Genomic DNA, 24,608 nt, shown 5'->3' with positions numbered 1-24,608 from the left:
GTGTGAAACGGTTTTGCGTCGGATAATGCGACACACTTTAGGAGGAAGGACGCCATGAACGAGATCGCACCACGGCTTGAAATCGAACAATTCATCTGCCGCAGCGATAATTACGGCGTCCTCATCCACGATCCGCAAAGTGCGCTGACCGCATCCATCGATGCGCCCGATGCAGCCGCTGTCGAAGCGGCGCTCAAGCGACGCGGCTGGACACTGGATTTTATCTTCACCACGCACCATCATCTCGACCATGTTGAGGGCAATCAAGCGCTGAAGGCAAAGTATGGGGTCAGCATCATCGGCCCCAAGGCGGAAGAAACAAAGATTCCCGGCATCGACCGAACGGTGAAAGATGGCGACGAATTCACCTTCGGCCTCTTCGGCGTCAAGACAATAGCAACGCCGGGACATACGGCGGGCGAAGTATCCTATTATCTTCCCGATGCGAAAGCCGTCTTCACGGGCGATACGCTGTTCGCGCTCGGCTGCGGTCGGCTTTTCGAGGGAACGCCGCTGACCATGTTCCAGTCGTTGCAGAAACTGGTTGCGCTTCCCGGCGATACGGCGGTTTATTGTGGCCATGAATATACCGAAAGCAACGCTCGCTTTGCGCTCACCATCGATCCGGCCAATTCCGCACTCAAGGAGCGCGCAAGCGAGATCGCTCGGCTTCGCGCCGCTGATCGCATGACATTGCCGTCCAGTATTGCACTTGAAATGGCGACAAATCCCTTCCTGCGCTGGCATGATGCAGGCATTCGCAGCCGCCTCGGCCTGCAGGATGCGCCTGACGAAGCCGTATTTGCCGAAATCCGCAAGCGCAAGGACATGTTCTGACATATGCTATGTTAGCCGACGAATCGTTCGTGCTCTCTACAGTTTCGAGGATAGATGAATGACGGTGTTATCCCGTTTCAAGATTGCAGGCTGCGCCGTTTTCCTTGGCCTTTCACTTGCTGCCATGCCCGTTTCCGCCAATGTCGCCTTCGCCGATGACCTACTGCTGGACGTTGCGCCGAAACAGACGCCCGCCGAAATCAACAATTTCAAGCTGAGCGAAGATTTCCTGTCGCGGATGGAAAAGATTCAGGAAAAGCTGAGCGCTATGGACATCAGCGCAACGGAAGAGGAAGGACAGGATGCCACGCCTTCCTTCGATAAGATGGTGAAAAGCATCGAATCCCGGCCGCAGGTGGTGGAAGTACTCAAAGCCCAGAACATTACGCCCAGCGATTATATTTTCGGCTATTTTGCCCTGATGAGCAGCCTTGCGGCGGCTGATGCGGAAGGCGAAGCGCAATTGGTGGACGAATTGAAGGACATCAATCCCGAGCACCTCGCCTTCGGCAAGCAGTATAGCGAGCGTATCCGCGTTCTGATCGGCGAGTAACGCATCTCGAAGGATGAGAAGAACCGGCGAAATCGCCGGTTCTTTTGCTTTATCGCACTGGCTGCCTCAAAAGGCGCAAAGCGTTGAGCGTCACGAGAACGGTTGCGCCTGTATCGGCCAGAATCGCGGGCCACAAGCCGGTGATACCGAGTATGGTGGTTACCAAAAAGACGGCTTTCAATCCAAGCGCCATGGCAATGTTCTGATGGATATTGCGCATGGTCCGTTTGGAAAGGTCGACCATTTCCGCGACATCGCCAACCCGGCCATGCAGAATTGCAGCATCCGCCGTTTCCAGCGCCACGTCGGTGCCGCCACCCATGGCGATGCCGACATCGGCAGCAGCAAGTGCTGGTGCATCGTTGATGCCGTCGCCAATTTTGGCAACAACCATCCCGCCTTTACGCAACTCGCCAACGATGCGCTGCTTGTCTTCCGGCAGAAGCTCCGCCCGCACTTCGATCCCGAGATCGCGCCCGATGGCTTCCGCCGTGCGACGATTATCCCCGGTCAGCATGACCGTGCGAATATTGGCGATTTTCAGTTCCTGCAAACCGGCGATGGCATCAGCACGCGGTTCGTCACGCATGGCGATTGCACCGGCGATCTTGCCATTGGCGACAAGGACAGAAACAGTCTTGCCTTCATCGTTGCAGGCAGCAATGCGGCTCGCCAGCGCATCCGGGATTGCCGCAATATCATTGGCGGCACGGCGCGACCCCAGAAACAGCTCCATTTCATCGATCGTTCCTGAGACGCCCTTGCCGCCATGGGCCTTGCCCTGCGTGATAGCAGACAGTTTCAGGCTGCGCTGCTCGGCGGCGCCAACAATCGCCAGAGCCAGCGGATGGCTTGAGCCGGCGTCCAGAGAGGCAGCGAGACGCAACACTTCGTCCTCTGAAAGGTCGCCTGCGAGAATATCCGTCACCTTCGGCTTGCCTTCGGTCAGCGTGCCGGTCTTGTCGAAGCAGGCCGCAGTGATCTTGCCGATGGTTTCCAGCACTGCGCCGCCCTTCATCAGAAGGCCGCGTCGTGCGCCCGACGACAGAGCCGCTGCAATTGCAGCAGGCGTGGATATGACCAGCGCACAGGGGCAGCCGATCAGAAGGATCGCAAGACCCTTGTAGACCCATTCATTCCAGTCCCCCCCCGCAACAAGCGGCGGCAGAATGGCGACGAGCGCGGCCACGACCACAACGCCCGGTGTGTAATAGGTCGAGAAGCGATTGATGAAACGTTCCGTCGGTGCCTTGGCTTCCTGCGCTTCCTCTACCAGCCGCACAACGCGGGCAATGGTGTTGTCCTGCGCCGCAGCCGTAACCCGGACCCGCAACACGCCGTCGCCGTTGATCGTACCCGCAAAAACCGTATCGCCTTCAGCCTTCCCGACCGGCGTGCTTTCACCGGTGACCGGCGCTTCATCGACAGCGCTTTCGCCCGTCAGGATTTCGCCGTCCGCAGGCATACGGTCGCCCGGACGCACGGAAATCACATCGCCAACCGCCAGACTATCGGCGGCGACTTCAGTGGTCGCTCCGTTTTTCTCAAGAAAGGCTGTCTTCGGCACCAGCATGGTCAGGGACTGAATGCTGGCGCGCGCTTTTCCGGCGGCAACGCCTTCCAGAAGCTCACCGACCAGAAAGAGAAACACGACGGCTGCCGCTTCCTCCGTCGCACCGATGAAGATCGCCCCCGCGGCGGCAATCGTCATCAACATCTCGATGGAAAACGGCGTACCGTTGATAGCCGCCATATAGGCACGCTTGGCGATCGGCACGAGACCGATCAGCATCGCAGCCGTGAAGGCCCAGAGCGCGATGGACGGATACAAATGTCCGACAATATAGGCCGCGACCAGTCCGCCCCCGCAAGCCAGCATCATCAGGCCCTTTTTCGAACGCCACCAAGGCAGCGGCTTTGTTGGCGCGGTCGCCTTTGGTGCAGAACCGGTACCGGGGGCGGCGGTTTCGGCAAGCGCGGTCTTGTAGCCCAGCGCCGTCACCTTTCCGGCAATTTCGTCGCTCTTTGCCGTTCCGTCATGACTGACGGTCATCGCACCATTGGTCACCGAGACGGACACATCCGTCACGCCCGAAAGGCGCCGCACGGCAGTATCGATCTTGGCCGCGCAGGATGCGCAATCCATACCATCAACCTGAAAGCGGAAACTGTTGGCCGTTACAGCAATAACCTTGTCATGGTTTTCGTGGTCATCATCGTGATGGTCATGATGACCACCGCACGCACTATGGTCGTGGTCGTGGTCGTGGTCGTGGTCGTGGTGAGAATGATCGCGCGAATGCTCATGCATCGCCAGAGTTTCTTGCTCTTTGCGCGTCTCCGGGGCAATTGGCTCAACGCCATAACCGAGGCTGCGCACCTTGCTTGCAACCTTGTCGAGATCGCCGGTGCCATCATGTCTGACGATCATCGTGCCCGCCGTGACCGAGACGGACACATCCTCAATACCGCGCACGCGCCGCACGGCAGTATCGATCTTGGCTGCGCAGGATGCGCAATCCATACCGTCGATGCGAAAGCGAATCTGGTTCAATGTTTCATTCATGATCTGCTCTTTTCAGGATCGCTCTTGAATTGTCTTGAGCAAGGTCTACATCCTCTAGTGACTAGAGGAGCAAGCAGAAAATGACCACGAATATATCGATCGGCGAAGCATCGAAAGCGAGCGGCGTCAAGGTTCCGACGATTCGCTATTACGAGCAGATCGGTCTGCTGCCCTCACCGCCACGCAGCGACGGCAATCGCCGCCTCTATGACGGACAGGATGTTCAGCGGTTGCTTTTCATTCGCCATGCACGCGATCTGGGTTTCGAGGTCGATGCCATCCGCACCCTACTCGACCTTCAGGATAATCCCGACCAATCCTGTGTGGCAGCCGACGCCATTGCACGCGCGCGCTTGACCGATGTCGAACACCGCATCGCAAAACTGCTATCGCTTAAAGCGGAATTGCAGCGCATGCTTGAATGTACCGCCCATGGCCGCATCGACCAGTGCCGCGTGATCGAAATCCTCGGCAACCATGATGAGTGTGTGCATCCCAAGCATTAAGCTGTACGGTCCGGTCAATTCACCTTGGAAAAGCGGGTGGCCTGGATTTTTAGCGTGCCGATCCGTGTGCCGATTCGTGCCACCACGGGCGCATAGATGCCGGAATTGCCGAGCGATGCGAAGGAGATGGTCATTCGACTGCGATTGCTCAGATAATCAATGGCTTTCTTGCCTTTCTGATAACCGGAAATCGGAATGAACTTAGCAGAGCAGATGACTGATTCGCCGGTGAAGCCATCAGTCGTGAAGGATTCAGTGCCATTGAAGGAAAGCTTGATCTCCGCCCGCGTCTGCCCGTCAAACACACTCAGCGAACGGTCGCAGACTGCGCGACCGTTCTTTGCAGGGATCATGAGCGCACTCAGCGGATCGCTGACGTTGAGAAGATCCGGCGGCGTAGTTTCCACCCATGGATCGCGCTTCTTTACCGGAGGCTGGTTTTCCGCCGAGATGACATTGCCATTGGCGAAGCGGATTGTGGTGCTCTTGTTTTTGCGGCCATGCTTATAGACGAGGTCGAAGCTCTTCGGCACAACCTTGCCGCTGATGGCGCTGCCGGTAACGTGTACGGTGCCGTCCGTATCGTCGAACACCCGTGCCAGACCGGAAGTTAGAAAACGGCCATTAAGGTTATAGTTCGCACCATTAACCGTGGTTTCTATGGCAGACCGCGCGATAGAAATCCCGAAAATGGAGATATCATATTCCGTCCGGTAAAGATCGTCGGCCCGCGCCGGTCCGCTCGCAAATGTCACGCCCGCCAAAGCCAGTCCCGCCACTGTCGCCAAGCAATAATGCGCAAGCCGGCGCTGGACGGGCTTCAACATATGCGAAGATTCGATCATACTCGGCATTCCTTTCGCCAGCTTTTCCAATGAAGGTTTTCAACCACATCGAACCGCCAGAAAGTTGCGTGGGATTCTTCGATACCGTATCTGTGTAAGCCAAGCAAAATCGGCGAAGTTATGATCGCAAGCTTTCGTAAAGACTGTGCGAAAGCCAGAAAACCGCGTCTTTGCGCGATGGATACGGAATCTCACTTGACTGCAACGGCTGCTGTCACTATAGAAACGCGACTTTCCCAATAGGCCGCCTGTCCGAGATCGCGCGCCAGCAGCATCAAACTGCGTTGATTGCTTGAATTCGGACATTCGGGTCGGGGCCTGAAGAACGTAATTGAAGGTGAGACCAAAATGTCCCGCGCTTGTGAATTGACCGGCAAGTCGGTCCAGTACGGCAACAATGTCAGCCACGCGAACAACAAGACGCGTCGCCGCTTTCTGCCGAACCTCTGCAATGTTACGCTGATCTCCGAAACGCTCGGCCAGAGCTATCGTCTGCGCATTTCCGCCAACGCCCTGCGTTCGGTTGAACATCGCGGCGGTCTCGATGCGTTCCTCGTCAAGTCTGATGACAAGGAACTCTCGCAGCGCGCTCGCCTGCTGAAGCGTCAGATCGCAAAGAAGCAGGCTGAAGCAGTCGCTGCCTAAGCTTCCGGTCAAAAGTTTTGACAAAAAAGCCGGCTTCTGTCGGCTTTTTTTCTGGTTCCATCACCCAGGATAAAAAAATGTCAATCGAGACACCCTCTTTCTCCAGGCTCATGCCTGCGATACTGGCCATGTGCGTGGCGGTTGCTGCGTCCAACATTCTTGTCCAATATCCATTCCAGCATTTTGGTCTCGGTGAAGTGCTGACCTACGGTGCCTTTACCTACCCCATCGCGTTTCTGGTCAATGATCTGACGAATCGCCGCTTCGGCCCTGCCGCCGCGCGCAAAGTCGTTTATGCCGGTTTCGTTCTTGGCGTCATCATGTCGATCTGGCTCGCCACACCGCGTATCGCTATTGCCTCGGGCTCTGCTTTCCTTCTCGCACAGATGATGGACATTACTGTCTTCGACCGCTTGCGTCGCAAGACGTGGTGGAAGGCTCCATTTGCCGCCGCCATGTTCGGTTCGGTGCTTGATACGATCCTGTTCTTCTCGATTGCCTTCGCAGCCGGTTTCGCCTGGATCGACAAATTGACCGGCATGCCCGATTCCTCACTTGCCGAGCCGTCCTCCTTTCTGGGCCTGGGCGTGCCGCTCTGGGGATCGCTGGCCTTTGGTGACTTTTTCGTGAAGGTCATCATGGGAACACTGATGCTGATCCCCTACGGCGCTATCCTCGCCGTCTTCGCTCCAACGCTTTACGCACCAAACCGCACAAAAGCTGGCTGATGCACTTTCCAGAATCACGATCCGTTGATCCCAATGGAAACGTGTTTTCTCAATAAAAATCTCCTGTATGAACCGAACTTCGATAGACCGCAGGTTTTTCTTGCGGTCTTTCTTTATTGGACCAGATTTCTATATTACGTACGGAAATCAAAAGACGCTTGAATACACTCAAGATCCAGCTTTTTGGTTTCCGCATGATTACGTTTATATTTAGATAAGGATTGATTAGGTGTCTTTTAATAAAGAAAAACTTCCACTCGTCATCGTAACTGGTGCAAGTTCTGGCATTGGTCTTGCTACCGCTAAACTGCTTGCGCAACGTGGTCATCCGCTGCTGCTTCTGGCGCGCCGACTGGACGCGATGGAAAAGCTCAATCTCCCGAACACGCTCTGCAAATCGGTTGACGTTACCGACCGCAAGGCGCTTGTAGCCGCCGTTCAGGAAGCCGAAGCAAAGTTTGGCCCTGCCGACGCTATCGTCAACAATGCAGGTGTCATGTTGCTGGGTGAAGTGACGAAGCAAAGCCCGGATGAGTGGGACAGGATGCTGGAAGTGAATGTCAAGGGCCTCCTGAATGGCATTCATGCCGTATCGGCGGGCATGGTCGCGCGCAAGCACGGAACCATCATCAACATCAGCTCGGTGGCTGGCCGCAAAACCTTCGCCAACCATGTAGCTTATGTCGGCACAAAGTTCGCCGTGCATGGCATGTCGGAGAATCTGCGTGAGGAGCTTTCCCCGCACAATGTCCGTGTCGTGACGATTGCGCCCGGTGCTGTGGAAACGGAACTTCTGAGCCATACCAGCGACGCTGGCATCAAGGCCGGTTACGAAGAATGGAAAAAGGAAATGGGCGCGCCTGTTCTTTCGGCCGACGATGTGGCTCGCGCCATTCTCTATGCCTATGAACAGCCACAGGGCGTGTGCATACGCGAAATCGTTCTGGCTGCGACGAAACAGCAGGCATGAAAAAGGGCGCTTCAAGCGCCCTTTTTATCCCTAAGTTCATCGTCTGCCGGCTCGGCGTTTGCCTTTGCCGGATGCTGCAGCACCTTGCTCCTCGAACAATGAGGCAAGCTGCTCGGTCATGGCGCCAGCCAGCTCTTCCGCATCTACGATGGTGACGGCACGCTGATAATAGCGCGTGACATCATGACCGATACCGATTGCAATCAGCTCCACCGGCGAACGCGTTTCAATTTCCTCGATCACGGCGCGCAGGTGGCGCTCGAGATAGTTTCCTGGATTGACGGAAAGCGTCGAGTCATCGACGGGAGCGCCATCCGAAATCATCATCAGAATCTTGCGCTGTTCAGGACGCGCCAGCAACCGCTGATGCGCCCAGATCAGCGCCTCGCCATCAATGTTCTCCTTGAGAAGACCTTCGCGCATCATCAGACCGAGATTGCGCCGCGCACGCCGCCACGGCGCATCCGCGCTTTTGTAGACGATATGGCGCAGATCATTGAGTCGGCCCGGATTGGCAGGCTTGCCGCGTCCGAGCCACGCTTCGCGCGACTGGCCACCCTTCCACGCCTTGGTGGTGAAGCCCAGAATCTCGACCTTCACGCCACAGCGCTCCAGTGTGCGTGCCAGAATATCCGCGCAGGTCGCGGCGACCGTGATCGGCCGTCCGCGCATGGAGCCCGAATTGTCCAGCACCAGCGTCACGACCGTATCGCGGAAATCCGTATCGCGCTCCTGCTTGTAGGAAAGCGGCTGCGTCGGATCAATGACAATGCGCACCAGACGAGCCGAATCGAGATACCCCTCTTCCAGATCGAAGTCCCAGGAGCGGTTCTGCTGCGCCATCAGGCGGCGCTGCAAACGGTTGGCGAGACGCCCGACCACTCCCTGCAGATTGGCAAGCTGCTTGTCGAGGAAGCCGCGCAGACGGTCCAGTTCCGCCTCTTCGCAAAGATCAGTCGCCTCGACCTCTTCGTCAAACTCACGCGTAAAAACCTTGTAGTCGACATGCTCGGCAAAATTGGCGAAAGGCTGGTTCGGACGGCGCGTATCGCCCGGCGTTTCCGCGTCAATATCGTCGCTGTCGTCCATGTCGTCAGCGGAAGCATCGGCGGCATCCATTTCGCCCTGCTCGCCTTCATCGCTCGAACTGTCGGATTCCTCGCTTTCAGCGGAATCGGAACCTTCCTGGCTCTCGTCGCCACCTTCCTCGTTCTCGTCGGAATCGGGCGTCTGTTCGTCGTTCTGCTCTTCCTCGTCACTTGGTTCTTCCTGCGACAACTCTTCCGCCATATCCATGGAGGCGAGCATGTCACGCACCGTACGCGCAAAAGCCTGCTGGTCTTCGAGATTGTCGCCGAGACGCGCAATGTCGGCTGCGGCCTTCTGCTCAATCCAGTCGCGCCATAGTTCGAGCACCTGTCCGGCTTCGGCAGGCGCAGGCTGTCCGGTCAGTTTTTCACGCAGCAGAAGCGACACGGCTTCCTCCAGCGGTGCGTCTTCCTTGGTCGTGACGGCTGAGAAATTGGCTTTCGAATATTTATCCGCAAGCATGGTGGACAGGTTATCCGCCATGCCAGCCATGGCGCGGGCGCCGATGGCTTCCACACGCGCCTGCTCTACAGCGTCATAAATCGCACGCGCCTGCTTGCCTTCCGGCGCTAGGCTCGCATGAATGCGCGGATTGTGACGCGCCTGACGGAGCGCCATAGAATCGCCGAGGCCGCGTGTGACGGCGATATCGTGCGCCGTGGGGCGCTTCGACAGATCGGGAAGACGGGCGCGATTGGCGCTCAAGGCCGGACGATCGTTGGTAAACGCGACTTCCAGCTCATGCTCGCCGGAAACGGCGCGGATGCAAGCCGTTAGGGCGCGCTTGAACGGTTCGGAATCCGCCGGTCCCGATTTACGCTCGCGCGAATTATCGCCTATTCCTGACTTCTGGGCCGACATATGCCTATCCTGACTTCGCTTTCAAGCAAGGGCGAAGCTTACTACCCCCGCATCAGACAGTGCGCTGCCGCCGGATATGATCAGGCGGCAGGCTTCTTCCACATCAAGCGAGAACGATATTGGCTGCCGATTCCGGCAGTTCAACGCCGAAAGCACGCTGATAGAACTCGGCCACGATCGGGCGTTCCAGTTCGTCGCACTTGTTGAGGAAGGTCAGGCGGAAGGCAAAGCCGACATCGTTGAAGATCGCGGCATTTTCGGACCATGTGATAACCGTACGCGGGCTCATGACGGTCGAAAGATCGCCATTGATAAATGCCTGACGGGTCATGTCGGCCACGCGCACCATCTTGTTCACGATCTCGCGGCCTTCGGCGTTCTGATAGTGCTTTGCCTTGGCGAGAACGATGTTCACTTCATTGTCGTGCGGCAGATAGTTCAACGTCGTCACGATGGACCAGCGGTCCATTTGCGCTTGGTTAATCTGCTGGGTGCCGTGATAGAGGCCGGTTGTATCGCCGAGGCCAACAGTGTTGGCGGTTGCGAACAGGCGGAAAGCCGGATGCGGACGGATGACGCGGCTCTGATCAAGAAGCGTCAGGCGACCGGACGATTCCAGAACGCGCTGAATGACGAACATCACGTCCGGGCGACCGGCATCATATTCGTCGAATACCAGCGCCACATTGTGCTGATAGGCCCAAGGAAGGATGCCGTCCTTGAATTCGGTAACCTGAACGCCATCCTTGACCACAATGGCATCCTTGCCGACGAGATCGATACGGCTGACGTGGCTATCGAGATTGACGCGGACGCAGGGCCAGTTGAGGCGGGCGGCGACCTGCTCGATATGGGTCGACTTACCGGTACCGTGATAGCCGGAAACCATCACGCGACGATTATACGCAAAGCCCGCAAGGATCGCGAGCGTCGTCTGACGGTCGAAAAGATAATCCGGATCAAGCTCCGGCACATAGGAATCGCCTGCCGCGTAGGCTGGCACCGTCATGTCGGAATCGATTCCGAACACTTCGCGCACCGAAACCGTCGTATCCGGCAAATTGGCTATATCCCGCTCAACCTTGTTCATCATGCCTCCAGAGCGGCAGACACCCGCCCGCCGCGACATTCAACTTTCATCCGTGGGCGTGTTTTTCCGGCAAGCCGGACGGTATGCCCCTTCCGTAATTCGTTGCGGGCATCCGTGCTTGCGTCCACATAATCGCGTGGCAGAAGAATGTCCGTCGGAACCATCGGCGACAGCTCCTATAACCGGCCTGTCAGACCCAAACAGGGTTTAGCAAAAACCTGCCTGCTTGAGCAATTGATAAGCCTGAATTACATCGCGAAATCTTTCCTCCGATCCGCGATCACCACCATTTGCATCCGGGTGGTGCTGTTTTACCAGTTCTTTATAGCGCGCCTTGATCTTATCGCCAGTCGAATTTGGTTCAAGACCGAGTGTCGCCAGCGCCTTTATCTCAAGCGTACGCGGCTTGCGCTGCCCCTTCTGGCCCGGCGCATGTCCCTTGGCTTCCTTGAAAAGGTTGAAGGGATCGCGGATACGATTGTGATAGGAAGCCGAGCCGGAACGCATCTTCGCCATATCCGGCGACGTGCGCGGCTTGGCGGTAGAGTTCGCCGTCGTCGACCAGGTCGGGCGATGACCCGTGATTGCATCCTTCTGGAACTTCGCGATGTCACCGTCCGAAAGCCCAGAGAAGTAATTGAAATTCTTGTTATATTCCCGCACGTGATCAACACAGAAGCGGAAATACTCGCCTTCGCGCATGCGTCCGACAGGCGCGCGATGCGTGCCTGGCTTGTCACACCCGTCCCACTGGCAGCAAGGCCCCGAAGCCTTCGCTTCCGCGGTCTTCTTGGGCTTGATGCGGATACTGTCGAAAAATTTTGAGTTCGTTGTCATCGAATCGGATTATGCGGATTATGAGTTGCTGAACAAGAATTGACATTTCGTCCGATCTGGCTTTTGGCCATTTCAACGGGGCGAAATTTTGAAGCAGGTTGCTTTCCTGTGCGGATTTGCCCCACCTTTTGCTGCCGAAGCAACGTTATATGAGGCACAGCGTCTATATGGGGAGAAGTGGTCCAAATGTCCATTCACAATAGCAAACAAAGCGCGATGGAAGCGAAACTGACCACGGCTTTCGCTCCCGAACGGCTCGAGGTCATCAATGAAAGCCACCTCCACGCCGGGCATCACCACGAGGAGCGCGGTCATCATGAAGTCTATGACGGCACCGGCGAAACGCATTTCCGTATCCGCATCGTTGCCGACGCTTTCGCCAAAATGAGTCGCATCGAGCGCCATCGCGCCATCAATGCACTTTTGAAGGAAGAACTGGACAGCGGCGTCCATGCGCTGGCGCTTGAGCCTTCCGCTCCGGGTGAGGCCACGCGGCGCTGAGAAGTTTCAGATCATGCTTCTACGATAACCGGATGCCTGACACAGGAAAGCGTAAAGCAGTATTGACACGCTGGCAGGCGGGAATGACCTGAATGCGTGCAAGACGCCCTCGCGGACGCCTTGCACGGTGAGTCGAACTTTGCGGAGAAAAGAAATGTGTAGGCAGAAGTCAGTGTAAGTATCGATGAATAAAGTCTGTATTTATTTTCAGTAAAACAAGTTTTATGCGGATCATCTCCGTAGTTTTCGTACCAGAATATAAGCTTACAGAATGGTGACGCCCATATGCTTTATACATCCCCTCGATTGCAAAAACACTGATATAAGAACCAATATTATTCAGAATATCAAGGAAAAATTTGATTTAACACTGCTGGTTGAACGGAGATTCATTAGAATTTATTAATGCGCAACTTTATAATACTCTTAATTACTTAAATAATTGGTATTTGAATAGATTTGGAAAATTTGAAATCACAAAGCCAAAAAGTCCGAAGCTACGGGCTAAAGCGCCACCTACCAGAAACAAAAATATTTAAAAACAAAATGTTAGGTAAACCTTGCTTTTGAAATTCCGTCAGCGGGGCAGTGCCGCAACGATGGGCGTCGGCTTGCCATCAGCATCAAGCGGTACGATTCGCAACCGCGTCAGGCGGTTCTTTTCCTTCTTCAAGACAGAAAAACGTTTCCCGTAAAAGGTGAAAGCCTGCTTCACTTCCGGAATCGTCTGGGTCTCGTGAATGACGAGACCTGCAATCGTGGTCGCCTCCTCATCGGGCAAGGACCAGTCAAGCGCACGGTTGATGTCGCGAATCGGCAGCGAGCCGTCAACGATAACTGAACCGTCCGGCTGCAGCCGGACGCCCTGCATGTCCACGTCGTGCTCGTCGGCAATATCACCGACAATTTCTTCCAGAATATCCTCCAGCGTCACCAGTCCCTGCACGTCGCCATATTCATCAACGACGATGGCGATATGCGCCTTGCGACGGAGAAAAGCGTCGAGTTGATCCTGCAGCGTGGTCGTGTCGGGCACAAACCACGGCTTGCGCGCAACCTTCATGATGTCGATGCGCTTGAAATCATTGTCGACGTCATAAAGCGCGCGCAGCAGGTCCTTGGTGTGAATGATGCCGACAATATTGTCGATATCATCGCGCCAAAGCGGCATGCGCGTATGCGGGCTGGCCAGAATATCGCGCACGATCTGATCCGCCGGAGCATCGGCATTGACGGTGCCCATCGAAGTCCGGTGCACCATCACGTCGCTTACTTCCAGTTCCTTGAGGTCGAGCAGCCCGCCCAGCTGGTCGCGATCTTCCTTGATAAGCGACTTGTCGCGATGCAGCACCTCGACCGCACCGCGCAGCTCATCCTGCGGGCTAAGCATGGAGTGCCCTGCGGCGAGATTGATGCCGCACATCTTCAGGATCACCCGCACGATCCAGTTCACAGCGCTCGAAACCGGACCGAGGATCAGCACCACAATCGACACGCCGCGCACGACGGCCAGCGAAAACCGGTCTGGACCAGAAATCGCCCAGGACTTTGGCAGAACCTCCGCGAAAATGACCAGAATGATCGTCATGGCCAGCGTTGCGTAGGCCACACCCGCATCACCGAACAAATTCAGGAAAATACTGGTGGCGATCGAAGACGCGAGAATATTGGCGAGGTTGTTGCCGATCAGAAGCGCACCGATCAAGCGGTCCCGGCGACCGATAAGACGCTGGACCAGCCCGGCGCGCTCGTCACCATTCTGTTCGAGCGTAAGCATGCGCGCACGCGACGCCGCCGTCAGCGCCGTTTCGGAACCGGAAAAGAATGCCGAGAGAACGACACAGAGCAGGATGATGCCGCACATAACCCAGAACTCGAAAGCCATTCGCCTTGTCCTTTTATTTCGTTTCCAGACGTTCTTTCAGAAACTCCAGCACAGCCGTCGGCGGCACATCCTTGGCAATAAAAGACTGCCCGATGCCGCGCGTCAGGATGAATGTAAGCGCGCCACGCGCCACTTTCTTGTCCTGGGCAATATAATCCATCAACTTTTCCGCCGATGGCAAGCCGCCAGGCACATCCGACAGCCGATATGGCAGTCCGACCGCCTTCAGGTGCGCCTCGACACGCTCTGCATCCTCGACGCTACACAAGTTCATCTTGACTGAAAAACGATGGGCCAGTGCCATGCCGATAGCCACCCCTTCGCCGTGCACGAGACGGCTTGAATCGTAGCCGGTCGCCGTTTCCAGCGCATGCCCGAAGGTATGGCCGAGATTGAGGAGTGCGCGGTCACCGGTTTCGCGCTCGTCACGCGCAACGACTGCCGCCTTGCAACGGCAGGCTTCAGCGATAGCTTCCGTCCGTGCCGCTCCGCCGGAGAAGACCTCCTGCCAGTTCTGCTCCAGCCACGCAAAAAAGTCTGGGCGGTCGATCAAGCCATATTTCGCAACTTCAGCATAACCAGCCCGGAACTCCCGCGTGCTCAACGTATCGAGAACTTCCGTGTCGGCCAGAACCAGCTGCGGCTGATAGAAGACCCCGACGAGATTCTTGCCATGGGCGGTATTGATACCGGTCTTGCCGCCGACAGACGAATCGACCTGCGACAGGAGAGAAGTCGGCATCTGTACAAAATTCATGCCGCGCCGCACGATACCGGCAACAAAGCCGGAAAGATCGCCAACCACACCGCCTCCGAACGCCACGACCGCGTCGCCGCGCTCCAGCCGGGCCGCCAGAACTGCATTGGTGACGGTTTCAAGCGTGCCAAAGGATTTGGACTTTTCGCCGGGCGCAACAATTACCGGCGTCACATCGATACCAACCCCGGCAAAGCTTGCTGTCAGGCGCTCCAGATGAGCCTTGGCGACATTTTCGTCCGTCACCACCGCCACGCGCACGCCTTTCAGACGTTTTGCCAGTTCCTCGCCCGCACGATCGACGAGCCCCTTGCCGATCAGAATATCGTAGGATCGGTCGCCAAGCGACACGGGAACGGTGATAACACCTGGAGCGATGGAAGGGGCATTCATGGTAGTCTCCAATAGATGCGGCGAGAAATTAAGCCGTTCGTCTTACCGAGCGGATTGAGCCGCTGAACTCTCGAGATGATCGGCCAGAACATCGAGCAGTTCGGCGGCAATCACTTCCTTCTTGTCATCACGGGTCATCAGTTGGAGATCGGCCAGCGCATAGACCGGATAACGTTCGTTCATCAGGCGCAGCATGACGCCACGCGGATCGCTGTTTTTCAGCAACGGGCGGTTCTGGCGGCGTGATACGCGCTCCATCAGAATATCAATTTCCGCATTGAGCCAGATGGAAACGCCTGCCCGACCAATTGCCGCGCGTGTTTCGGCATTCATATACGCTCCGCCCCCGGTTGCCAGAACCATCGGCCCGTCTTCGAGCAGTCGCATGATGACACGACGTTCAAGGTCACGGAACTCGACCTCGCCATAGGCTTCGAACAAGTCGGGAATAGTCATGCGCGAAACCGTTTCGATTTCCGTATCGGCATCGCGAAACGGCAGGCCAAGCATGGCTGCCACCTTGCGTCCGACAGTCGATTTTCCCGCTCCCATCAGCCCCACAAGCACCACGACTTTCGAACCGAGCAGATCGCGGATCAGTTCCGCTTTCTCATGTAGATTGTTTTGTTTTGTCGTACTGCTCATTGACCTCGTCCATTTGCTCCGGTTCCACATGAAAAACGGGGCGACGTCAATTGCTTTGATTGGTTTTCAGGGCGCGCCAGACCGGAAGTGGGGCATTTTTATATAATTGCGCACGCACTCTTTGATTTGGCCTCCCTGCTTTTGTCTCCCGTCCTTGCTTTCGTCTCAATGCCACAGCATAAAAGATGGATGCCTACGCTGACGCGCCTCGTTCTCTTTGTCGCTCTTATTGCTGCCGTCGTTTATGGCGCGATGTATGCACTTGCCAACTTCGTTGAACCAGACAAGCGCGAGATAACTGTCCATATTCCGGCTTCGAAGCTAAAGCCGGTCACGATTGCTCCTCCGCCAGCCCCAGCAGCCGAGCCTGAGGCCGCCGATACGGCGCGCCAGTTGCCGCAGTCCCCGCAGGAGTGACAATGCGCGCATCGCTGGCGATCGAGAACTTTCTGGAAATGATGAGCGCCGAACGGGGTGCTGCTCACAACACGCTTGAATCCTACCGACGCGATCTTGAGGCTGTGGCAGAGGCACTGTCAGCCCGAGGCGTCAATCTTGCAGAAGCCGGACCCGACGATATTCGCAGTGCCATCGATGCCATGGCAACGGAAGGTTTTGCCGCAACATCACAGGCCCGGCGCCTGTCGGCGCTACGCCAGTTCTTCCGTTTTCTCTATTCAGAGGGGTATCGGCAAGACGACCCGACCGGCACTGTCGATGCGCCCAAAAAGCAAAAGCCGCTACCGAAGATCATGAGTGTCGAAAACGTCACGCGGCTTCTCGACCGCGCGGTGCTCGAAACCAATGAAGCAGCCGAACCCGCTGATCATATCAAAGCCCTGCGTCTTCATGCGCTTCTTGAAACACTTTATGCGACCGGGTTGCGCGTCTCGGAACTTGTTGGCCTGCCCGTCACTGTCGCGCGCACCGATCACCGTTTTCTTCTGGTCCGTGGCAAGGGCTCCAAAGAACGCATGGTTCCACTTTCACCCAAGGCACGCGAAGCTCTGCAGCGCTTTCTTGTTTCACGGGATTCCCAGCCCGACAGCGATGACAATCCATGGCTGTTTCCCGCCTTTTCGGAGCGAGGTCATCTGGCGCGCCAGGTTTTTGCACGCGAATTGAAAGCGCTTGCCGCACGGGCAGGATTGTCGGCTACCGCCATTTCACCGCACGTGCTGCGCCATGCCTTTGCCAGCCATCTGCTACAGAACGGCGCGGATCTGCGCACCGTGCAGCAATTGCTCGGCCATGCCGATATTTCCACGACCCAAATCTACACGCATGTGCTGGAGGAAAGACTGCATAAGCTTGTCAGCGAGCATCATCCGCTTGCCGATCAGCCTCTGTCCGGTTATGAGAAAACCTAAAATTTGCAAGATGAGCCCGCAGTGAATATGTAAGGCGCCGTAAAACAGCCTTTTTCAGGCTCGCAATAGCGCTAATCCCCTTGGAAAACGCACGAACAGTCAGGCCCTATGTACAACTATCTCGATTTTGAAAAACCCGTCGCCGATCTTGAAGGCCAGATTCTTGAGCTGAAAAAGCTCGCGCAGGAACAGGGCAGCGTCGAGATGAGCGACGAGATTCGTCGCCTCGAGAAGCGTTCGGCCGATGCGCTGAAAGACATCTATCGCAAGCTGACACCATGGCAGAAGGCGCAGATCGCCCGCCACCCAGACCGTCCGCATTGTCTGGAATATATCGACCGGCTGTTCACCGAATTCACCCCGCTTGCCGGTGACCGCAAATTCGCCAATGACGAAGCCATACAAGCCGGTTTCGGTCGCTTCAATGGTCAGGCCGTCGCTATCATCGGACAGGAAAAAGGCTCAGACACCAAGACGCGCCTCAGGCACAATTTTGGTTCGGCCCGACCTGAAGGCTACCGCAAAGCCGTCCGCATCATGGAGATGGCCGACCGCTTCCAATTGCCGCTCATCACCTTTGTCGATACAGCAGGCGCCTATCCGGGCGTCAGCGCCGAGGAACGCGGCCAGGCCGAAGCGATTGCCCGCTCGACAGCGGAATGCCTCAAACTGCGCGTTCCGGTCATATCGATCATCATCGGTGAAGGCGGCTCCGGTGGCGCCATCGCCATCGCCGTTGCAAATCGTGTCTACATGCTTGAGCACTCGATCTATTCGGTAATCTCGCCCGAGGGCGCAGCCTCCATCCTTTGGCACGATTCGACCCGCGCCAAGGACGCCGCCTCCAACATGCGCATCACCGCACAGGACCTGTTCGACCTCAAGGTCATCGACGGTATCATTCCCGAACCCATGGGTGGCGCGCATCGCGGCAAGGAAGCTGTGATCGACGCTACCGGCGACATTATCACCGCGTCGCTACGTTCGATGAAGGATATTGACGGCGAAACGCTGAAGCAGGAACGCCGCCAGAAGTTCCTCGAAATCGGCCGCAACATCTGATTATCGTCCAAAATTGAATGCTAGGGTCAGTACCTAGATCGTCCGGGAGGCCTCGCGCCTCCCGGATTTGCATCATGCTGCAAATTCGGCCATATTGCCGACGCGCTGGATTTTAGCTATTTGAGCAAGGATTTATAAACGATACCGTAAGGTTTCTTTTATAGGATCTAACCTTCAGGAAATCGACTTTTGCTCATAAAGTCTCTGGCGTAGCTCTAACAGACTTGATGCGACATGAAGATCAGAACCGCAATTCTAGGCTCCTTACTGGCAACCACGCTTCTCGCGGGCTGCCAGGGTTCATCTGTATCCGATCTCAGTCTGCGGGCCGAAAAGCCGCTTCCCGCAAAGGTCGTTGCCAAGATGAAGGCGAAGGGCATGACCCGCACCTCGCCGATCATGGTACGCATTTTCAAGGAAGAAGGCGTTCTCGAGGTCTGGAAGCAGAAGAACAACGGTAAATACGACCAGATCGCTTCCTACGAAATATGCAAATGGTCGGGCAAGCTCGGCCCGAAATATATCGAGGGTGACCGTCAGGCGCCGGAAGGTTTCTATACCGTCCGTCCGTCGCAGATGAACCCCAATTCCAGCTATTATCTCTCGTTCAATATCGGCTTCCCCAACGCCTATGACCGCGCCAACGGCCGTACCGGCCAGCATCTCATGGTGCACGGCGCATGTTCTTCGTCGGGTTGCTACTCGATGACCGACGAACAGGTTGCGGAGATTTATGCCTTCGGTCGCGATGCATTCAAAGGCGGCCAGCGTGATTTTCAGATTCAGGCATTTCCGTTCCGCATGACCGCCGCCAACATGGCGCGCTACAAGAGCGATCCGAATTATCCTTTCTGGAAGATGCTGAAGCAAGGTTACGACGCTTTCGAGGTTACCAAAGTCCCGCCGAAGGTCGACGTCTGCGAAAAGCGCTATGTGTTCAACGTTGCGGCGTCCGACGGGCAGCCGCTGTCTCCAACGGGTGCCTGCCCGCCTTCGGTTGGGGGCGAAGCCATGTCCTATGCGTCTTATGAAAAGACCTACCAGTCAGCATTCAGCGCCAGCCAGAAGGCACCGGCGCCCTCCATTCAGGGCATTACTGAAGCCAAGCTGGTCTCCGCCTGGAGCGCTGCACGCGCACGCGGTGAAAAGGTAACACGGGAACCGCCATCACTTACGCCTTCTTCCGCTGAAAAGGCGGGGGCACCAGACATCCGCCCAGAATCGCCGACCGCGATTGCCGCAACGGCGCAATCCGCTCCTATTCCAGCCCAGCCGGCGACACAGACCGCAGTCATACCTGCACCGCGACCAAACCCGGTTGCAGCGCAGGCTGTATCGCCCCAGGAAGTCTCTCCAGTGACGACCGCCAGCACGGTGGCGCAGAATTTCGAGCAACCGGCACCTGCTACAGCCCCCGAACCGAAAAAGCCATGGTGGAAGATCATCGGGAACTGATGGCTTTGCAGGATGACATTCCTGTCTACGACCTGAGGGGGCTTAAATGCCCCCTTCCGGTTTTGAAAACCAGCAATCGTCTGGAAAAAATGCCGAGCAAAGCGCTTCTCTGGGTGGAAGCGACCGATCCGCTGTCAGACATCGACGTCCCGCATTTCTGTACGCAGGAAGGTCACGTCCTCGTCGCACAGGAGCGTCAGGGAACATTGTATCGCTTCCTCATTCGCAGGAAGTGAAGTCAGTTCCGGGGCGAAAAACCCGGAATGGCCAGCGGGTTTTCCGTCAGCGCAGCGCGATCGGGCCGGTCGAGGCCCGGACGTCCGAGAAACGCATCGAAAAGCTCACGCACATAGGTTTCCGGCAGATCCTTCACGATCATCACCAGAAGCGTCTCTTGCTTGCCCTGCGGCCACTGTGGCAGGCGTGCAGGCGGATGGAAAATCTTCTGTACCCCATGGATGACGACCGGGCGATCCGGGTCTTCGGCAATCTGCACAATGCCCTTCACGCGCAGAAGCTTCTCGCCATGCGTCGAGCGCAGGAGATCGAGGAACATGTCGAAGGTCGATAGCGGGATCGGCTCATCGTGACGAAGCGAAAAGGACCGGATCGCATCGTCATGGTGATGATGATGCGCGTGGCCGTGATGGTGGTGGTCATGGTCGCAATCCGGTCCGCATAGATGGTCATGCCCATGATGCGAGTGGTCATGATGGGAGTCGTCATGATGACCGGCCTCATAGGCTTCGGCCTTGAGCCATCGCTGCACGTCTGCCGATTTCGTTTCTGGATTATAGAGACCGCATTCGAAGAGCGCCGCATAACCCGTGCGCTCTTCTGCGGCCTCCAGAATGTCCGCACCGGGATTGAGCGCATGAAGACGCGCCTTGAGTGCCGCCAGTCCTGCCTGCGCTTCTGGCAGGTCGATTTTGGTGAGTACGATACGATCAGCCATCGCAGCCTGCTTGACGGCTTCCTCGTGGTTGTCGAGCGTCACCATGCCATTGACGGCATCAACGGTCGCCAGAACCCCATCGAGACGGAAAGCCTGCATCAGTACCGGATGCCCCATGATCGAATGCAGCACTGGCGCTGGATCGGCAAGTCCGGTGGTTTCGATGATGACGCGCTTCAGAGCCTTGATGCGCCCGGTCTGGTGCCGGTCAATCAGATCGGCCAGCGTATCCACCAGTTCGCCCCGCACCGTACAGCACAGGCAGCCGTCGGAAAGCTCGATTACACCCTCGCTCGCCTGCTCGACCAGCAAATGATCGATGCCAACCTCGCCGAACTCGTTGATGATAACCGCCGTATCACTCAGCGCCGGATCTTTCAGGAGCCGGTTGAGAAGCGTGGTCTTGCCTGAACCGAGAAAGCCGGTCAGCACAGAAACGGGAATGGGATTCGGCATGTCAGTTGATCGCGGTGGTTTTGGCACCGGCGGAACGCTGCGGACGCGGCATCGGCACCGGAATCTGCGAAATGTCAAGCTGGCTCGGTCGGGTCGTCGGACCCGGTTCGGAAACCAGACCAACCTTCACCGCCACCGGATCATGATCCATGGCATGGATATAGGGTGAATTGATTTTCAGCTTACCCTCGACATCGCGCCCGTCCCAGCGGTCGGCCATGGCCTGCTGGTTGCAGATCGCCTTGCGCATGTCGACGGCCTGGTTCAGATTGCCGCCCGCCGTCGGACGCAAGGTCGCCAGCGTCGCTCCACCGCTCGAACTTGCGCGGAAAGCATCCGTCATAAGCTGCGCAGCTTTGACCGCGCGTGTTTCCTGACGATCCGCACCGAGAACAATCGCGAGCACGGTCCGGCCGTTGCGTGTAGCTGAGCTTGCAAGATTGAAACCGGATGCGCAGACGAAACCGGTTTTCATCCCGTCTGCACCATCATAGCGGCCAAGCAGGATGTTGTAGTTGGCTTGCACTTTCTTGCCCGCGCCCGGATCGATGGCTTCGGTCGCGAAATAATGCGCATATTGCGGAAATTCGCGGCGCAACTGCACAGCCAGAACCGCAAGATCGCGTGCCGTGGTGTAATTATTGGGATTATGCAGGCCGTTCGGATTGGCGAAATGCGACCCGACCATGCCGAGACGCTGCGCTTCGGCATTCATGCGCTGCACGAAGGCGGATTCCGTTCCGCCCACGGCTTCGGCAACAGCAACCGCGATATCATTGGCCGACTTCACCAGCATAATCTTCAACGCCGTATCAAGCGTCATGACCGATCCCGGCTTGTAGCCCATCTTGCTTGGCGGCTCCTTGGCGGCGTTGACCGTCATGCGCACCGGAGAATCCAGCGTCATCTGGCCTGACTGAAGTGCGCGGAATGTCACATAGGCCGTCATCATCTTGGTCAGGGAAGCAGGATACCAGCGTTGAAAAGCTTCCTGCTGCTGGTAGACCTTACCGGTTGCGACATCCACTGCAATGGAGGGATTAGCTGCAGCGGACGCCAGCGCAGTAACGGACAGGCCAGCAGCAGCAAACCAGATTTTCAATGACTTCGACATCATTCCGTAGTTCCAATCGAAATAGCCTGCAACTTCTGCGGGTTCGAATTGCGCTCTAGAGCATTTCCAGCAAGCTGCGAAGCGGTCTTGCTTTGGATAAAGCTTTAAAGACAAAGAGATAGAGCCGTCCCGATGACTCCGTGTCAACTGGAGCCGCTCTAATGGAAGGTTAACGCTTTCTTTATCTATGCCATGTGGCGATGAAAAGGCAAACGGGGATTGCCCGCTTTCACCGAAACGTCATATTCTGATTCCTTCAAATCATGCCCAATCCGGGGAGCCCTCAGAAAATGCCAGTGTTGAATCGTGCCGCTGAAACGCAAGCGGAAATTGCCGCATGGCGGCGAAAGCTGCACCAGAATCCTGAACTGCTTTATGACGTGCACGAAACTGCAAAATTTGTCGAAGACAAGCTGAAATCCTTCGGTTGCGATCTTGTGGAAACCGGCGTCGGACGCACCGGCGTGGTCGGCATCATCAAGGGGCGTCATGGCGATGGCCCGGCCATCGGCTTGCGCGCCGACATGGACGCCCTTCCCATCACCGAAACAAGCGGCGTTGAGTGGGCCTCGCAGAATCCCGGCAAGGCGCATTCCTGTGGCCATGACGGTCACACATCCATGCTGCTTGGCGCAGCGCAATATCTCGCAGAAACGCGCAATTTCCGCGGCTCAGTCGCGCTTCTGTTCCAGCCAGCCGAAGAAGGCGGCGCCGGTGGCCTCGCCATGGTCGAGGACGGCGTTATGGATCGCTTCAACATTTCGGAAGTCTACGGCGTCCACAACATGCCTGGCCTGCCGGTCGGGCAGTTCGCGATGCGAAAAGGCCCGATCATGGCCGCAACCGACGAATTCGACCTCTTCATTACCGGACGTGGCGGTCATGCAGCGCAGCCACATCGCACCATCGATCCAATCCTTGCCGGTTCCCAGTTGATGATTGCCCTTCAGGGCATTGTTTCGCGCAATAGCGATCCACTCGATTCGCTTGTGATTTCAGTAACGAAGTTCATTGCGGGAGAGGCTTATAATGTGATCCCGGAAAAGGCGACGCTGTCGGGCACCGTCCGCACGCTCAAGAAAGAAACCCGCGCCTTTGCCGAACGCCGTATCCGTGAAGCTGCAGCCGGTATCGCAGCCGCGACCGGCGCGGAAATCACCGTGCGCTACAAGAACAATTATCCGGTCACCTTCAACCACGATGCGCAGACGGAGTTTGCCGCCCGCATCGCCAGCGCCGTAGCGGGTGAAAGCAAAGTGGATCGGAATGTTGAACCGATGATGGCGGCGGAAGATTTTTCCTACATGCTGGAAGCACGCCCCGGCGCCTATATTTTCCTCGGAAATGGCGACACACCCGGCCTGCACCACCCGGCCTATGACTTCAATGACGATGCCATCCCCTATGGCGTCAGCTATTTTGCATCGCTAGTGGAAACGGCGCTTGCGGCCTGAAACGGAATAAATCCGCCTGCCCCGCTTTTTGCGGGGTTGGCGACCGGCATGAAAAACAGTATGTGTCTGAAAGCATTCGCAATGCTGGAATCACCAGCGAATGCGCATCGGTTGGTCCCGTAGCTCAGTAGGATAGAGCGCAAGATTCCTAATCTTGAGGCCACTGGTTCGAATCCAGTCGGGATCACCACTGAACCATCACTCCTCATACGGCCAGTTGGCCTGCGAAAAGACACCGCCATCGACCCAGATCGTCTGGCCGGTCACAAAACGTGCCGCGTCGGAAGCCAGAAACAGAACTGGCCCGGAAATATCTTCCGCTGTTCCCACCCTCCGTAGCGGCGTGATGCGCGCCCAAGTGCCTGCATAATCGGGTTGCTCCTCCGCCGTGCGCTCATTAAGGATCGCGCCGGGAGCAACACAATTCACCCGGATGCCATGCGGCCCAAGCTCCACTGCCGAGGCCTTGGTGAATTGCTCTATGCCGCCTTTCGATGCCGTGTAGGACACCAGTTTCGGAAAGGCGAGCTTGTTGCAGCCGGAGCCGATGTTGACAATGGCTCCGCCCTTATCTGCCTCCACCATGCGCTTGGCGGCAGCCTGCGTGTTGAGAAAACAGCCTTTCAGGTTGGTGCGGATGACATCATCCCACCCGTCTTCGGAAAGTTCCAGCAGGGGTGCCCAGGTCTGGATGCCAGCATTGTTGACCAGCACGTCAGGCGCGTCGCCGAACCAGTCGCAAACCTCATCAAAGAAGGTTTCCACCTCGACACGCCTACCGACATCGCAGCCGAGCCCCAACGCCTGACCGCCAGCTTCCTCTACTGCCTCCACCAGCGATTGTGCGGCTTCATCATCATGGCGATAGCTGAAAGCCACTGTGTAGCCCGCTTCGGAAAAAGCGGAAACCAGATGTCGTCCAATGCCGGTGCTGCCGCCCGTCACGACTGCGAATTCACCCATGAGCCCTCACTCCAAGACCTGTTTCAGGCAATAAACTTAACCGGTTTTCAGCGGTGGTAAATCGTCCAAAA

General features: G+C 56.8%; 26 protein-coding genes and 1 tRNA gene. 14 read left to right on the top strand and 13 right to left on the bottom strand.

The window, feature by feature from the left end; translation table 11 throughout:
- The first annotated feature begins 54 nt into the window (after positions 1–54).
- Both gloB and FJQ48_RS08635 read left to right on the top strand, forming a co-directional pair.
- Positions 55–837, top strand: a complete 783-nt coding sequence (gene gloB, locus FJQ48_RS08640; protein ID WP_139974773.1) for a hydroxyacylglutathione hydrolase — start codon at positions 55–57, stop codon at positions 835–837.
- A 58-nt stretch (positions 838–895) separates the two neighbouring features.
- The gene (locus FJQ48_RS08635) at positions 896–1,390 is read left to right on the top strand and encodes a hypothetical protein (protein ID WP_139974772.1); all 495 of its coding nucleotides are present in this window, start codon (positions 896–898) and stop codon (positions 1,388–1,390) included.
- 49 nt (positions 1,391–1,439) lie between these two features.
- Here FJQ48_RS08635 and FJQ48_RS08630 read toward each other — a convergent pair whose 3' ends face one another.
- Complete coding sequence (locus FJQ48_RS08630; RefSeq protein ID WP_139974771.1) at positions 1,440–3,956, bottom strand: heavy metal translocating P-type ATPase; 2,517 nt, start codon at positions 3,954–3,956, stop codon at positions 1,440–1,442.
- Positions 3,957–4,036: 80 nt separating this feature from the next.
- On the opposite strand from FJQ48_RS08630, the gene FJQ48_RS08625 reads away from it, so the two are divergent.
- The gene (locus FJQ48_RS08625; RefSeq protein ID WP_139974770.1) at positions 4,037–4,462 is read left to right on the top strand and encodes a helix-turn-helix domain-containing protein; all 426 of its coding nucleotides are present in this window, start codon (positions 4,037–4,039) and stop codon (positions 4,460–4,462) included.
- 14 nt (positions 4,463–4,476) lie between these two features.
- Here the strand turns inward: FJQ48_RS08625 and FJQ48_RS08620 are convergent, their stop codons facing one another.
- On the bottom strand, positions 4,477–5,289 hold the full coding sequence (locus tag FJQ48_RS08620; protein ID WP_247870337.1) for a DUF3108 domain-containing protein: 813 nt from the start codon (positions 5,287–5,289) through the stop codon (positions 4,477–4,479).
- 366 nt (positions 5,290–5,655) lie between these two features.
- Between FJQ48_RS08620 and rpmB the strand changes: the two genes are divergently transcribed.
- The 3 genes from rpmB (at position 5,656) to FJQ48_RS08605 (ending at position 7,650) form a co-directional block, all read left to right on the top strand.
- Positions 5,656–5,952 (top strand): 50S ribosomal protein L28, encoded by a 297-nt coding sequence (gene rpmB, locus FJQ48_RS08615; RefSeq protein WP_139974768.1) that lies wholly within the window; start codon positions 5,656–5,658, stop codon positions 5,950–5,952.
- 77 nt (positions 5,953–6,029) lie between these two features.
- Complete coding sequence (locus tag FJQ48_RS08610) at positions 6,030–6,680, top strand: VUT family protein (RefSeq protein ID WP_139974767.1); 651 nt, start codon at positions 6,030–6,032, stop codon at positions 6,678–6,680.
- Positions 6,681–6,909: 229 nt separating this feature from the next.
- A complete protein-coding gene (locus FJQ48_RS08605; RefSeq protein ID WP_139974766.1) occupies positions 6,910–7,650 on the top strand; it encodes an SDR family oxidoreductase in 741 nt (246 codons plus the stop codon).
- Between the two features lie 36 nt (positions 7,651–7,686).
- Here FJQ48_RS08605 and cobT read toward each other — a convergent pair whose 3' ends face one another.
- The 5 genes from cobT to FJQ48_RS22895 all read right to left on the bottom strand — a co-directional run bounded on the left by cobT (position 7,687) and on the right by FJQ48_RS22895 (position 11,721).
- Positions 7,687–9,600, bottom strand: a complete 1,914-nt coding sequence (gene cobT, locus FJQ48_RS08600; protein ID WP_139974765.1) for a cobaltochelatase subunit CobT — start codon at positions 9,598–9,600, stop codon at positions 7,687–7,689.
- Positions 9,601–9,703: 103 nt separating this feature from the next.
- On the bottom strand, positions 9,704–10,690 hold the full coding sequence (cobS, locus tag FJQ48_RS08595) for a cobaltochelatase subunit CobS (protein WP_061344554.1): 987 nt from the start codon (positions 10,688–10,690) through the stop codon (positions 9,704–9,706).
- On the bottom strand, positions 10,690–10,854 hold the full coding sequence (locus tag FJQ48_RS22330; protein ID WP_180350160.1) for a hypothetical protein: 165 nt from the start codon (positions 10,852–10,854) through the stop codon (positions 10,690–10,692). The genes cobS and FJQ48_RS22330 overlap by 1 nt, the downstream gene beginning before the upstream one ends.
- Positions 10,855–10,897: 43 nt before the next feature.
- Positions 10,898–11,527 carry a J domain-containing protein gene (locus FJQ48_RS08590; RefSeq protein ID WP_139974764.1) on the bottom strand — a complete coding sequence of 210 codons (630 nt, stop codon included), beginning with the start codon at positions 11,525–11,527 and terminating at the stop codon, positions 10,898–10,900.
- Positions 11,524–11,721: a hypothetical protein gene (locus FJQ48_RS22895; RefSeq protein ID WP_139974763.1), complete on the bottom strand. Its 198-nt coding sequence runs from the start codon at positions 11,719–11,721 to the stop codon at positions 11,524–11,526. Before FJQ48_RS22895 ends, FJQ48_RS08590 begins: the two co-directional genes overlap by 4 nt.
- On the opposite strand from FJQ48_RS22895, the gene FJQ48_RS08580 reads away from it, so the two are divergent.
- Positions 11,714–12,028, top strand: a complete 315-nt coding sequence (locus FJQ48_RS08580) for a BolA family protein (RefSeq protein WP_139974762.1) — start codon at positions 11,714–11,716, stop codon at positions 12,026–12,028. The genes FJQ48_RS22895 and FJQ48_RS08580 overlap by 8 nt on opposite strands.
- Before the next feature lie 577 nt (positions 12,029–12,605).
- Here FJQ48_RS08580 and FJQ48_RS08575 read toward each other — a convergent pair.
- Genes FJQ48_RS08575 through FJQ48_RS08565 form a run of 3 tightly spaced genes read right to left on the bottom strand, consistent with a single transcriptional unit; the run spans position 12,606 to position 15,708 of the window.
- A complete protein-coding gene (locus FJQ48_RS08575; protein ID WP_139974761.1) occupies positions 12,606–13,913 on the bottom strand; it encodes an HlyC/CorC family transporter in 1,308 nt (435 codons plus the stop codon).
- Between the two features lie 13 nt (positions 13,914–13,926).
- On the bottom strand, positions 13,927–15,063 hold the full coding sequence (gene aroB / locus FJQ48_RS08570; protein WP_139974760.1) for a 3-dehydroquinate synthase: 1,137 nt from the start codon (positions 15,061–15,063) through the stop codon (positions 13,927–13,929).
- A gap of 42 nt (positions 15,064–15,105) precedes the next feature.
- A complete protein-coding gene (locus FJQ48_RS08565; protein WP_139974759.1) occupies positions 15,106–15,708 on the bottom strand; it encodes a shikimate kinase in 603 nt (200 codons plus the stop codon).
- Positions 15,709–15,897: 189 nt separating this feature from the next.
- Between FJQ48_RS08565 and FJQ48_RS08560 the strand changes: the two genes are divergently transcribed.
- The 5 genes from FJQ48_RS08560 (at position 15,898) to FJQ48_RS08540 (ending at position 19,831) form a co-directional block, all read left to right on the top strand.
- The gene (locus FJQ48_RS08560; protein ID WP_139974758.1) at positions 15,898–16,125 is read left to right on the top strand and encodes a hypothetical protein; all 228 of its coding nucleotides are present in this window, start codon (positions 15,898–15,900) and stop codon (positions 16,123–16,125) included.
- A 2-nt stretch (positions 16,126–16,127) separates the two neighbouring features.
- Positions 16,128–17,078: a site-specific tyrosine recombinase XerD gene (gene xerD, locus FJQ48_RS08555; protein ID WP_139974757.1), complete on the top strand. Its 951-nt coding sequence runs from the start codon at positions 16,128–16,130 to the stop codon at positions 17,076–17,078.
- 108 nt (positions 17,079–17,186) lie between these two features.
- Complete coding sequence (locus FJQ48_RS08550) at positions 17,187–18,140, top strand: acetyl-CoA carboxylase carboxyltransferase subunit alpha (RefSeq protein WP_139974756.1); 954 nt, start codon at positions 17,187–17,189, stop codon at positions 18,138–18,140.
- 234 nt (positions 18,141–18,374) lie between these two features.
- Entirely contained in the window at positions 18,375–19,595 is a 1,221-nt protein-coding gene (locus FJQ48_RS08545) for a murein L,D-transpeptidase family protein (protein WP_139974755.1), read from the top strand.
- A complete protein-coding gene (locus FJQ48_RS08540; protein ID WP_139974893.1) occupies positions 19,574–19,831 on the top strand; it encodes a sulfurtransferase TusA family protein in 258 nt (85 codons plus the stop codon). Before FJQ48_RS08545 ends, FJQ48_RS08540 begins: the two co-directional genes overlap by 22 nt.
- Positions 19,832–19,833: 2 nt before the next feature.
- On the opposite strand, the gene FJQ48_RS08535 is transcribed toward FJQ48_RS08540, so the two are convergent.
- Together FJQ48_RS08535 and FJQ48_RS08530 are read right to left on the bottom strand one after the other, a co-directional pair.
- Positions 19,834–21,006 carry a GTP-binding protein gene (locus FJQ48_RS08535; RefSeq protein WP_139974754.1) on the bottom strand — a complete coding sequence of 391 codons (1,173 nt, stop codon included), beginning with the start codon at positions 21,004–21,006 and terminating at the stop codon, positions 19,834–19,836.
- A 1-nt stretch (position 21,007) separates the two neighbouring features.
- Positions 21,008–22,123: a D-alanyl-D-alanine carboxypeptidase family protein gene (locus FJQ48_RS08530; protein ID WP_139974753.1), complete on the bottom strand. Its 1,116-nt coding sequence runs from the start codon at positions 22,121–22,123 to the stop codon at positions 21,008–21,010.
- A gap of 287 nt (positions 22,124–22,410) precedes the next feature.
- On the opposite strand from FJQ48_RS08530, the gene FJQ48_RS08525 reads away from it, so the two are divergent.
- Positions 22,411–23,574 (top strand): M20 aminoacylase family protein, encoded by a 1,164-nt coding sequence (locus FJQ48_RS08525; RefSeq protein ID WP_139974752.1) that lies wholly within the window; start codon positions 22,411–22,413, stop codon positions 23,572–23,574.
- A gap of 113 nt (positions 23,575–23,687) precedes the next feature.
- Positions 23,688–23,764: transfer RNA gene (locus FJQ48_RS08520), tRNA-Arg, on the top strand.
- Positions 23,765–23,772: 8 nt separating this feature from the next.
- Here FJQ48_RS08520 and FJQ48_RS08515 read toward each other — a convergent pair.
- Positions 23,773–24,537, bottom strand: coding sequence for an SDR family NAD(P)-dependent oxidoreductase (locus tag FJQ48_RS08515; protein WP_139974751.1), 765 nt, complete (start codon positions 24,535–24,537; stop codon positions 23,773–23,775).
- Positions 24,538–24,608: the final 71 nt, after the last annotated feature.

It is taken from the genome of Ochrobactrum sp. CGA5 (genome assembly GCF_006345815.1).
Taxonomy (GTDB): Bacteria; Pseudomonadota; Alphaproteobacteria; order Rhizobiales; family Rhizobiaceae; genus Brucella.
The sequence above is the reverse complement of the archived record's forward strand: the minus strand, read 5'-3'. Positions and strand labels throughout refer to the sequence as shown.

Coding starts and splice junctions, on each gene's coding strand:
- FJQ48_RS08515 (WP_139974751.1), bottom strand. CDS start 24,537: ATGGGTGAATTCGCAGTCGTGACGGGCGGCAGCACCGGCATTGGACGA.
- FJQ48_RS08580 (WP_139974762.1), top strand. CDS start 11,714: ATGTCCATTCACAATAGCAAACAAAGCGCGATGGAAGCGAAACTGACC.
- FJQ48_RS08610 (WP_139974767.1), top strand. CDS start 6,030: ATGTCAATCGAGACACCCTCTTTCTCCAGGCTCATGCCTGCGATACTG.
- cobS (WP_061344554.1), bottom strand. CDS start 10,690: ATGAACAAGGTTGAGCGGGATATAGCCAATTTGCCGGATACGACGGTT.
- FJQ48_RS08565 (WP_139974759.1), bottom strand. CDS start 15,708: ATGAGCAGTACGACAAAACAAAACAATCTACATGAGAAAGCGGAACTG.
- FJQ48_RS08530 (WP_139974753.1), bottom strand. CDS start 22,123: ATGATGTCGAAGTCATTGAAAATCTGGTTTGCTGCTGCTGGCCTGTCC.
- FJQ48_RS08625 (WP_139974770.1), top strand. CDS start 4,037: ATGACCACGAATATATCGATCGGCGAAGCATCGAAAGCGAGCGGCGTC.
- FJQ48_RS08630 (WP_139974771.1), bottom strand. CDS start 3,956: ATGAATGAAACATTGAACCAGATTCGCTTTCGCATCGACGGTATGGAT.
- FJQ48_RS08535 (WP_139974754.1), bottom strand. CDS start 21,006: ATGCCGAATCCCATTCCCGTTTCTGTGCTGACCGGCTTTCTCGGTTCA.
- xerD (WP_139974757.1), top strand. CDS start 16,128: ATGCGCGCATCGCTGGCGATCGAGAACTTTCTGGAAATGATGAGCGCC.
- FJQ48_RS22330 (WP_180350160.1), bottom strand. CDS start 10,854: ATGGTTCCGACGGACATTCTTCTGCCACGCGATTATGTGGACGCAAGC.
- FJQ48_RS08550 (WP_139974756.1), top strand. CDS start 17,187: ATGTACAACTATCTCGATTTTGAAAAACCCGTCGCCGATCTTGAAGGC.
- FJQ48_RS08635 (WP_139974772.1), top strand. CDS start 896: ATGACGGTGTTATCCCGTTTCAAGATTGCAGGCTGCGCCGTTTTCCTT.
- FJQ48_RS08525 (WP_139974752.1), top strand. CDS start 22,411: ATGCCAGTGTTGAATCGTGCCGCTGAAACGCAAGCGGAAATTGCCGCA.
- rpmB (WP_139974768.1), top strand. CDS start 5,656: ATGTCCCGCGCTTGTGAATTGACCGGCAAGTCGGTCCAGTACGGCAAC.
- cobT (WP_139974765.1), bottom strand. CDS start 9,600: ATGTCGGCCCAGAAGTCAGGAATAGGCGATAATTCGCGCGAGCGTAAA.
- aroB (WP_139974760.1), bottom strand. CDS start 15,063: ATGAATGCCCCTTCCATCGCTCCAGGTGTTATCACCGTTCCCGTGTCG.
- FJQ48_RS08620 (WP_247870337.1), bottom strand. CDS start 5,289: ATGTTGAAGCCCGTCCAGCGCCGGCTTGCGCATTATTGCTTGGCGACA.
- FJQ48_RS08545 (WP_139974755.1), top strand. CDS start 18,375: ATGAAGATCAGAACCGCAATTCTAGGCTCCTTACTGGCAACCACGCTT.
- FJQ48_RS22895 (WP_139974763.1), bottom strand. CDS start 11,721: ATGGACATTTGGACCACTTCTCCCCATATAGACGCTGTGCCTCATATA.
- gloB (WP_139974773.1), top strand. CDS start 55: ATGAACGAGATCGCACCACGGCTTGAAATCGAACAATTCATCTGCCGC.
- FJQ48_RS08575 (WP_139974761.1), bottom strand. CDS start 13,913: ATGGCTTTCGAGTTCTGGGTTATGTGCGGCATCATCCTGCTCTGTGTC.
- FJQ48_RS08590 (WP_139974764.1), bottom strand. CDS start 11,527: ATGACAACGAACTCAAAATTTTTCGACAGTATCCGCATCAAGCCCAAG.
- FJQ48_RS08560 (WP_139974758.1), top strand. CDS start 15,898: ATGCCTACGCTGACGCGCCTCGTTCTCTTTGTCGCTCTTATTGCTGCC.